The organism is Rhizobium sp. PRIMUS64 (assembly GCF_023006465.1).
Taxonomy (GTDB): domain Bacteria; phylum Pseudomonadota; class Alphaproteobacteria; order Rhizobiales; family Rhizobiaceae; genus Rhizobium; species Rhizobium leguminosarum.
Genome location: NZ_JALBGX010000205.1, coordinates 1 through 8647, shown reverse-complemented (window position 1 = coordinate 8647; position 8647 = coordinate 1). Strand labels below are relative to the sequence as shown.

The following is an 8647-nucleotide window of genomic DNA, read 5'->3' as shown; positions in this document are numbered from 1 at the left end:
CGTCGCGGTTGCCGGCGCGTTCGGCGTGGCGGCAAGCCTCGCCTGACCGGCGTGAAATTCAGAAGCCCGCGGGAGGCGCGGCGACAGGGAGGACGGCAGTGCAGGCGGAACCGGTGCTTGTGGCAGGATTGATAGAGGTGTGCCGCGCGACGATCGCGGCAAACAGCGATCATCTCTGCGCGCTCGATCGCGCCATCGGCGATGGCGATCACGGAACCAACATGCGGCGCGGCTGCGAGGCAGTGAGCGCCGAAGGCGAAAGCCTGTCCAGCCTGCCCTTTCCCGACGCCATGGAAAAGATCGGCCTGACGCTGGTGATGACTGTCGGCGGTGCCGCCGGGCCTCTCTACGGCACGCTGCTGATGGAGATCGGCCGCGAGCTTCGCAAAAGTGATGAAAAGGCCGATTTTTCGCAGGTGCTGAAACAGGCGATCGATGCCGTGGCCAGACGCGGTCGCGCGCATGCCGGCGACAAAACCCTGCTCGACGTGCTCTATCCCGTGCATGCGGCACTTGCCAGCCGCTCGCCACTCGGCGCAATCGCCCGCAGGGCCGAGCGTTCCGCCAACCGCACTGCTGACATGAAGGCAATGCGCGGGCGCGCGGCCTATCTCGGCGACCGCTCCATCGGTCATGTCGATCCCGGCGCGTCGAGCTGCGCGCTGCTGACCACGGCGATCTGCCGCTATCTCGGGGAGCACCGTCCGCAATGAATGGAAAGACCGCAAATGTGGGTATCGTGATCGTCTCCCACTCGCCGCTGGTGGCAAGGGGGATCGCCGACATGGTGCGGCAGATGGTCGGCGACTGCGTGCCGCTCGCCTGGTCGGGTGGCAATGTCCACGGCGACCTCGGCACCGATGCCGGCGGCATCCTGAAAGCGATCGAGGCCGCATGGTCCGATGCCGGCGTCGCCGTCTTCGTCGATCTCGGTGGCGCCGAGACCAACAGCGAGATGGCGATCGAAATGCTGGGCCTTCCGCGCGCGGCCCTCGTCTCCATCTGCAACGCGCCTTTGGTTGAAGGCGCCGTCATCGCCGCTGCCGAGGCGTCGGGGGGCGCGTCGCTGGCCAAAGTCGTCGCCACAGCCGAGGAACTGTCCCCCTGATGACGAGCGGATTGCGTAGTGAAAAACAGGAGCCCGACCCATTGCACGTGAATTGCCAGACGGAGGTGGAAGTCAAGCACGGTGTCGGGCTGCATGCCCGCCCCTCCGTCACCTTCACGCGGCTTGCCAAGTCCTTCCCCTGTTCGATCGAGATCGCTGTCAACGGCAGCGACGTCTGGCTCAACGGCAAGAGCATCATCAAGATCATGGGTGCGAGAATCCGAAAAGGGTCGATCCTCAGGATCCGCGCCGACGGCATTCTCGCCGAAGAGGCGATCCGCGCGCTGAAGGAACTCATCGAGCGCAACTTCGATGAGGAAAAGAAACATGGCCGAACCGCTTAGACTGAAAGCGAAGAGCGCATCCCCGGGCATCGCATCCGGCCCGGCCTTTCTTGGCGAGCGGCCGGACGCCGCCCCTGCATCCCGAGCCGTCGGTGGATACAGCGCGCTGGAGAAGGCGATCGACATCTCGATCGGCGAACTCGAGCACCTTGCCGATGGAGCCGATGCCGAAAGCCGGGATATCATCGATTTCCAGATCGAGGTGCTGCGCGATCCGACGATCGCGGAAGCGACGGGCGCACGCATGGAGGCCGACGAGAATGTCGTCTTCGCCTGGGTCGCCACCCTCGACGCCTATATCGGTGAACTCGAAGCGGCCGACGAGGAGCAGATGCGGGCACGCGCCGTCGATATTCTCGACATCAAGAACCGCGTGCTCGGGGCGCTCGCCGGCACCCCGATCGCCGATTTCCCGCCTGGCTCGGTCTTCGTCGGCAAGGATATGGAGCCGAGCCGCTTTCTCGCCCATGACTGGTCGAAAGGCGGTGGCATCGCGCTGTTTGCAGGCAGCACCGCCGGCCATGTCGCCCTGCTTGCCCGGGCGAAATCGGTGCCGATGGTGGTCGGCACGGGTCGCTTTTCGGCAGCAGATGGAGATCCCGTTCGCGTGGATGGCGACGCCGGTGCGGTCATCCTGAAGGCCGGCGGCATGCTGATCCCGGCACCGGCACAAGCACCTGCCAGCGACACGCAAACCGGCAGCAGTGAGCTGCGCACGGCGGACGGCGTGCCGATCCTGCTCTCCATCAATATCAACGATCCCGCCGAGATCGATGCGCTCGATCGGGCAACGGCAGGCGTCGGCCTGATGCGCTCGGAGTTTTCAGTTGCGTCGGTCGCCGATGCTGCCAACGAGGAACGACAGCTGGCGATCTATCGCCGCGTGCTGGAGCAGGCAGGCGACAGGCCGGTGATCATAAGAATGCTCGATATCGGCGGCGACAAGCCGCTCGCCGGCCTGGAAGACCTGCCGGCTCTCGCCTCGGGCCTGCGCGGCATCCGGCTGCTGCTTGCCCGGCCGGAAATCGCCCGCGTGCAGGCCCGCGCCCTGTTGCGCGCCGCTGTCTTTGGCAGGCTGTCGGTGATGCTGCCGATGGTGACGTTTCCCGACGAGGTCGACAGGATGCGCGAGCTATTCCGCAAGGAAGCCGAAAAGCTGGGCCGCCGTGCCCTGCCCCACCGAATGCCGCCGATCGGCATGATGGTGGAGGTACCATCAGCCGCCTTGATGCTCGACGCCTTCGGGTCGGCGGCTTTCTTCTCGTTCGGAACCAACGACCTAACCCAATATCTTGCCGCCTCCGCCCGCGACGATATGGACGCCGATGCCGGCAAGGCTGCACCCGCCGTGCTCCGGCTGCTCGCCCAGGCGGTGAAACTTTCCGCCGGCAAGCCAGTCAGTATCTGTGGCGACATGGCCGGCGATCCCAGCTATCTGCCCAGGCTGCTCGCCGCCGGCCTCCGGCATTTTTCCGTGGCGCCGGCCCGGCGTCCCGCGATAAGATCGGCGATCATCGGCCTCAATGCCGATGGCACAAGGGCAGCCGGAGAGTAGGATGGCGCGCGAAGACATCGAAGACGCCATTATCGCCTACAAGTCCATTCTGGCGCAGATCATCGACAACAGGCCATCGGGCACGCGCCAGCGACTGGCGACGGCGCTTGGAAAACATCGCAGCTTCGTCACCCAGATCACCAGCCCGACCTATGCAACGCCGCTGCCGGCGCGCCATCTCGCGACGATTGTCCGCGTCTGCCATTTCAGCGCTGCCGAACAGGAGCGCTTTCTCGAAGCCTATCAGGCCGCCCATCCCGGCAAGTTGCCGGATCTCGGCCATTCCGAGAAATTGCGGCACCTGTCGCTGATGGTGCCTGATTTCGGCGACGACAGGAAAAACCGCCTGCTGGAAGAGGCGATCTCAGATCTGGTGCAGAAAATCGTCGCGATATCGGGTGCGGAATGACGAGTAAGCTGGTTGACGTAACGTAACGCTTTTGGCCTTGGGAGAGGCTTGATGAAGAAGTTCATGAACACTGCGGAAACCATGGTCGCCGAAAGCGTCGAAGGCTTCGTGCGCGCCCATGAGGCCTTCGTGGTGTTCGGGCCTGAGCGCAGATGCATCCGCCGCCGCCATCTCACCCCTGGCAAGGTGGCGCTTATATCAGGCGGCGGCGCCGGCCATGAGCCGATGCATATCGGCTTCGTCGGACACGGCATGCTGGACGCCGCCTGCGTCGGCCATATCTTCACCTCGCCGACGCCGAGTCAGATCATCGCCGCGATCGAAGAGACCGATACCGGCGCCGGCTGCCTGCTCGTGGTCAAGAATTACGACGGCGACCTGATGAATTTCGAAATGGCGATTGAAATGGCCGGAGATCGCCACAGCCTCGACATGGTGGTCGTCAGTGACGATATCGAAACATCGAAGATCGGCGAAGGCAGAGGCCGACGCGGCGTCGCCGGAACGCTGGTCGTCGAAAAGATCCTCGGCGCTGCGGCCGAACGCGGCATGACACTTTCCGCATTGAAGCAGCTTGGGGAAGGTTTGAATACGCGCATCCGCTCAATGGGTGTGGCGCTGAATGGCGTGACGGTGCCGCAGACCGAGCGCACCACATTTTCGCTCGGACCCGACGAAATGGAGATTGGCGTCGGCATCCATGGCGAACCCGGCCATGCCAGGCAGCCCTTCGCCGCCTCCGACGCCATCATCGGCCATCTCTGCCAGACCATCGCCGGCGACATCGCGGCAGCGCCAGGCGCCAAGGCGTTGCTCTTCGTCAACGGCCTCGGCGGCACGCCGCCCGCCGAACTCTACCTCGCCTATAACGGCGCCCGCCGTTTCATCGAGGAAAGAGGCATCCCGATCGAGCGCTCACTGGTCGGAACCTACGTCACCTCGCTCGACATGCAGGGACTGTCCGTCACCCTTGCCTTACTGACCGACGAGGAAATCGCCCTCTGGGACGCGCCGGTGGCGACCGCAGCGCTGCATTGGCCGTGACAGCGTTCCAAGCGTGTCAGATATAAAGTGCCGCCATCTTCCGCCAGGCGCCGGCGCGGTGGGCGCGTCCATCCCAGACATGTAACTGATGGCCGACATTCTTGTCCGCGAGCAACCGGCTGAGATAGCGGTTATTGTCGAGGAAAGGGTCAGCATCGCCAATGGTGAGAATGATGTCGCTCTCACGCAGCCTGTCGAGCCGCTAATCGCCGCCGAGCCCAGGCAGAAAATGCGTCGGCGTGTGGAAATAGACGCTGTCGTCGTAATAGCCGTCGAACAGGTCGCCGAAGGATTCCACCTTCATCGTCAGGTCGTAGCGGCCGGAAAAGGCGACGAGCTTGCGGAAGAGATGCGGATGGCGAAAGAACAGGCTTGCCGCCTGGAAGGCGCCGAGGCTGCAGCCATGCACGATGGTGCATTCATGCGAATTCTTCGCCGCCATCAGCGGCAGCACCTCATTCAGGATGTAATCCTCGAGCGCACCATGCCGGCGGATGCGCTCGGCCGGGTGACGGTGGAAGCCATAGAAGGTTTCTGCCGCCAGGCCCTCGATGCAATAGAGCTGGAGATGGCCGGCCCCGAGCTTGTCTGCGAGGCTCGCGACCAGCCCGAGCTGTTCATACTCGAAGAAGCGCCCGTCCCGCGTCGGAAAGACCAGCACCTTGGCGCCGGCATGGCCGAACACTACAGCGCCGCGCGTCTTTTCAGACGCGCAAAGGACGCTGTAGCACTTTGAATGGCTGCATAATTTTGTCCGTAAATCGAGTCCGATTGAAGGAATTATGCAGCAGCATCTCCATGTCTCGATGCAGCCGCTGTCTGTACCAGCGCAGATATTCGCGGTTCATGGCACCCTGAAAAACTGTCCCACCTTGTCGCGGAGAACCGCCTCTTGCTCAGCGCTGCCAGGATAGTCGAAATGCCCGGCATCCAGGATGAAGATTTCATTAAATTTCGGTAGCGCATTTGCGACAGCGAACTGACAGGGTGGCGCCACCGAAGGATCGAACAGCGCAACGGCAACCAGCATCGGCACCTTGATCCGCGAAGCGGCCGTTGCCGCATCGTAGAGCCGAAGCGTCTCGAGCACATCTGCGTGTTCCTTATGATACTCCTGCACCGATTGCGCGCTGCCGACGGTCGGCAAGATCAGCCGCAGCGGCTGATCCCCGAAGCTCGGCAGCGCAAGGTGACCGCGATCAATGCGCTGGTCGTAAGCGATCGCCATCGCCCCGACACCGCCGCCGAAGCTGATGCCGCTGTAGCCGATATGCCCCGAAAGCCAAGGATAGAGCGCAACAAGTGTCGAGACGGCAAGCCACAGATCTTCGACGCAGCCGCCGATGATATAGGATTTCGGCTTGTCGATATCGTGGAGCACATGCCAGGAGGGATTTTGCGAGATCGGCGGACGAGCGCTAAGCGACAGCCCGCGGCAGCAGGGAAAAAGCACCGCCGTTTCCTTGACCGGCAGATCGAATTCAGGCCGATCCCGCCCGCCATAACCATGCCCGACGACGAGCCCGCGCCGCACCTCCCCTCGACGCGGCAGGATGAGCCAGCCGCCGATCCTGAATGAACCGGTCGAGATATAGACGAGATCGAGCACGTGCCAGTCGGCATGGGTGATCTTGCTCCGGCGCAGCACCGGCTGCGGATCAACCGCCAGCGCCCTGAGATAACGCGCCTCCCAGAAATCGTCGAAACCCTCAGGCGCCTCGGGCTGCTTGACGGCAAGGAGGTCTGCGAGCTGCATGCCGTAGGTCGGATCAAAGTCGAAGGGATGTGTCGTCGGAATACTCATCCAAGGCTTGTCTCGTGAAAAGGCCGGCGGCGCAAGACTCTGCCTTAGCCAGCCGATAAACCTTACCGGAACTCGGGCACCTTTACGCGGTCAGTCGCCTCGTATCGCCTTGATGTGTCGAAGAGCCTGCGGCCAACGGCGCGCGCAGTCTCCAGATGGGCGGCCGCATGGTTCGGTCCGGCTTCGAGCAACAGCTCCGATGTCACGACGCGGGCGCCGCAATAGTCGAAGATCCCGTGATCGATCTGCGTCTTCATGGCGCCGAAATAGCCGTGCCGCACATAGGTCCCTGCATCGGCGCCGCCGAGGCCGACCAGATGCACCGGCAGGCGGCCAAGCAACTTCACCAGCCCAGTATCCGGGCGATCGTCGTAAGCCCAGCCATTGGTGAACACCCGGTCGATCCATCCCTTGATAAGCCCCGGCATCGACCACCAGTAGACGGGATAGACGAGCACCAGCGCATCGGCGCGGTCGATCCTTGCCTGCTCGGCGGCAACGTCGGCGGGCAGCACCCCTTTCCTCAGATGCCGAGCAATATCGGCCGCGGTGAACCGGGGATCGAAGCCCTCGGCCGCGAGATCGGCAAACTCGACGGAATGGCCGGCATCGGAAAGTGTGACACCTTCGGCAAGATGGGCGGCGACGCGGTGGGTGAGCGACTGGGGATCGGGATGCGCGACGACGATGAGCGCGTGCATGGCGAAAACTCCTGCTGAATGATTGCGGATGGAAGACGCAGCCTGTATACCTTTGGTAAGCTACTTTCAGTAAGTTACTTTTGGTATATAGCGATGTCAAGCGCCCAAACAATAAATCAGCCGACAGATCCGCAACCGCGTCGCCGCCTGTCGCGGCAGGATCGGCATCGCCAGTTGCTCGACGTCGCTTGGCAGATCGCCCGTGACGAGGGAACGGAAGCGCTGACCCTCGGCCGGCTTTCCGAGCGGGCCGGTGTAACGAAACCCGTGGTCTATGATCATTTCGAAACCCGCCCCGGCCTGCTCGCAGCGCTCTACCGCGAATTCGACGCCCGCCAGACGACTGTGATGGACGCAGCCCTTGCGGCAAGCCAGCCGTCGCTCGCCGACCGGGCCACAGTCATCGCCACCTCCTATGTCGACTGCGTGCTTCTTCAGGGCCGCGAAATCCCCGGTGTGATCGCAGCACTTGCCGGCTCGCCGGAACTCGAAAGGATCAAGCGCGAATACGAAGCGGCCTTCATCGAGAAATGCCGCATCGCGCTTTCGCCCTTTACCGGTGCCGGCACGATCGCCGCAGCCGGCCTCTGGGCCATGCTCGGCGCCGCCGAAGCCCTCTCCTATGCCGCCGCGTCGGGCGACATCACCGCCGTCGAGGCAAAGAACGAACTCTTCGAAACTATCGTCGCGATGGTGGCGAGAAGTATGGGCGGCGGCACGCATCCCGATCACCTGCGCAATACGGCCGGCCTCGCATCGAGATGATCCGGCGGGAATACCTGTATCGAATCCACCGCCCGCTTCGCCATGGAACTCGGTTATTTCGCGACCCTGGTGAGCGACGCGACGGCCGCCTTCTCGCACCTAATGATGCATGCGGCGCACAAGCTGGACGGCCCGACCTAGGCCCATGCTATTCTGACGATGGCCGAACTTTTCGAAGTCTTGCCCAAGGCGTCTGCTTCAAAGGACAATGCCATGACCATTCTCTTCAAACTGCTCACAAGTGCCGGCTCGGAATCCCTGAACCGCGACCGGCGCAGGTTCCTGACCACCGCGGCGATCGGGATCGCCGCCGCGGGCGCGCGCCTGTTTCCGTCCTATCCGGCATCGGCTGCCACGGGAGATGCTATCCGCCCGTTTCGCGTCGACACTCCCGAGGCGGACCTCCTCGACCTTCGCCGGCGCGTGCTGGCAACACGCTGGCCCGAACGCGAGACGGTCGACGACCAGACGCAGGGCATACAGCTCGAGAAGATCAAGCCGCTCGTCGATTATTGGGGCACCGGCTACGACTGGCGAAAGGCGGAAGCGAAGCTGAACGCGCTGCCGCAGTTCATCACCGAGATCGACGGCCTAGACATCCACTTCATTCACGTCCACTCGAAACATCCGAATGCCCTGCCCGTCATCATCACCCATGGCTGGCCGGGATCGGTATTCGAGAACCTCAAGATCATCGGCCCGCTCACCGATCCGACCGCTCATGGCGGACGCGCCGAAGATGCGTTCGACGTGGTCATTCCGTCGATGCCGGGCTACGGCTTCTCCGGCAAGCCGACCGGCACCGGCTGGGGGCCAGACCGCATCGCGCGGGCCTGGGCGGAACTGATGTAGCGCCTCGCTTACAGCAGCTACGTCGCCCAGGGCGGCGACTGGGGCTCGCCGGTCTCCGGCGCAAT

Annotated in this window: 9 protein-coding genes and 2 pseudogenes; 8 read left to right on the top strand and 3 right to left on the bottom strand. The window is 63.4% G+C overall.

Annotated elements, in window-relative coordinates:
- The first annotated feature begins 98 nt into the window (after positions 1 to 98).
- Genes dhaL through MOV76_RS37105 form a run of 6 tightly spaced genes read left to right on the top strand, consistent with a single transcriptional unit; the run spans position 99 to position 4460 of the window.
- On the top strand, positions 99 to 713 hold the full coding sequence (gene dhaL, locus MOV76_RS37130; RefSeq protein WP_028733132.1) for a dihydroxyacetone kinase subunit DhaL: 615 nt from the start codon (positions 99 to 101) through the stop codon (positions 711 to 713).
- Positions 710 to 1108, top strand: a complete 399-nt coding sequence (gene dhaM / locus MOV76_RS37125; protein ID WP_028733133.1) for a dihydroxyacetone kinase phosphoryl donor subunit DhaM — start codon at positions 710 to 712, stop codon at positions 1106 to 1108. Before dhaL ends, dhaM begins: the two co-directional genes overlap by 4 nt.
- Positions 1108 to 1452 carry an HPr family phosphocarrier protein gene (locus MOV76_RS37120; RefSeq protein WP_026230806.1) on the top strand — a complete coding sequence of 115 codons (345 nt, stop codon included), beginning with the start codon at positions 1108 to 1110 and terminating at the stop codon, positions 1450 to 1452. The genes dhaM and MOV76_RS37120 overlap by 1 nt, the downstream gene beginning before the upstream one ends.
- Positions 1436 to 3007: a putative PEP-binding protein gene (locus MOV76_RS37115; RefSeq protein ID WP_247266425.1), complete on the top strand. Its 1572-nt coding sequence runs from the start codon at positions 1436 to 1438 to the stop codon at positions 3005 to 3007. The genes MOV76_RS37120 and MOV76_RS37115 overlap by 17 nt, the downstream gene beginning before the upstream one ends.
- Position 3008: 1 nt before the next feature.
- Positions 3009 to 3416 carry a hypothetical protein gene (locus tag MOV76_RS37110; protein ID WP_018242455.1) on the top strand — a complete coding sequence of 136 codons (408 nt, stop codon included), beginning with the start codon at positions 3009 to 3011 and terminating at the stop codon, positions 3414 to 3416.
- A 51-nt stretch (positions 3417 to 3467) separates the two neighbouring features.
- Positions 3468 to 4460: a dihydroxyacetone kinase subunit DhaK gene (locus MOV76_RS37105; protein WP_113541991.1), complete on the top strand. Its 993-nt coding sequence runs from the start codon at positions 3468 to 3470 to the stop codon at positions 4458 to 4460.
- Between the two features lie 16 nt (positions 4461 to 4476).
- On the opposite strand, the pseudogene MOV76_RS37100 reads toward MOV76_RS37105, so the two are convergent.
- From MOV76_RS37100 to MOV76_RS37090, 3 genes and pseudogenes are all read right to left on the bottom strand, one after another.
- Positions 4477 to 5145, bottom strand: a pseudogene (locus tag MOV76_RS37100) (esterase family protein).
- 159 nt (positions 5146 to 5304) lie between these two features.
- Positions 5305 to 6264: an acetylxylan esterase gene (locus tag MOV76_RS37095; RefSeq protein ID WP_247266424.1), complete on the bottom strand. Its 960-nt coding sequence runs from the start codon at positions 6262 to 6264 to the stop codon at positions 5305 to 5307.
- A 62-nt stretch (positions 6265 to 6326) separates the two neighbouring features.
- On the bottom strand, positions 6327 to 6965 hold the full coding sequence (locus MOV76_RS37090; protein WP_168319297.1) for an NAD(P)H-dependent oxidoreductase: 639 nt from the start codon (positions 6963 to 6965) through the stop codon (positions 6327 to 6329).
- 93 nt (positions 6966 to 7058) lie between these two features.
- Here MOV76_RS37090 and MOV76_RS37085 point away from each other — a divergent pair, with 93 nt between their 5' ends.
- Positions 7059 to 7730 carry a TetR/AcrR family transcriptional regulator gene (locus MOV76_RS37085; RefSeq protein WP_247266423.1) on the top strand — a complete coding sequence of 224 codons (672 nt, stop codon included), beginning with the start codon at positions 7059 to 7061 and terminating at the stop codon, positions 7728 to 7730.
- 18 nt (positions 7731 to 7748) lie between these two features.
- Positions 7749 to 8647 (top strand): annotated as a pseudogene (locus MOV76_RS37075) (alpha/beta fold hydrolase); the annotation flags it as partial.

Excerpts from the sequence above, each read along its gene's own strand:
- MOV76_RS37120 (WP_026230806.1), top strand. The coding sequence starts at position 1,108 with ATGACGAGCGGATTGCGTAGTGAAAAACAGGAGCCCGACCCATTGCAC.
- MOV76_RS37110 (WP_018242455.1), top strand. The coding sequence starts at position 3,009 with ATGGCGCGCGAAGACATCGAAGACGCCATTATCGCCTACAAGTCCATT.
- MOV76_RS37115 (WP_247266425.1), top strand. The coding sequence starts at position 1,436 with ATGGCCGAACCGCTTAGACTGAAAGCGAAGAGCGCATCCCCGGGCATC.
- dhaM (WP_028733133.1), top strand. The coding sequence starts at position 710 with ATGAATGGAAAGACCGCAAATGTGGGTATCGTGATCGTCTCCCACTCG.
- MOV76_RS37090 (WP_168319297.1), bottom strand. The coding sequence starts at position 6,965 with ATGCACGCGCTCATCGTCGTCGCGCATCCCGATCCCCAGTCGCTCACC.
- MOV76_RS37095 (WP_247266424.1), bottom strand. The coding sequence starts at position 6,264 with ATGAGTATTCCGACGACACATCCCTTCGACTTTGATCCGACCTACGGC.
- MOV76_RS37085 (WP_247266423.1), top strand. The coding sequence starts at position 7,059 with ATGTCAAGCGCCCAAACAATAAATCAGCCGACAGATCCGCAACCGCGT.
- MOV76_RS37105 (WP_113541991.1), top strand. The coding sequence starts at position 3,468 with ATGAAGAAGTTCATGAACACTGCGGAAACCATGGTCGCCGAAAGCGTC.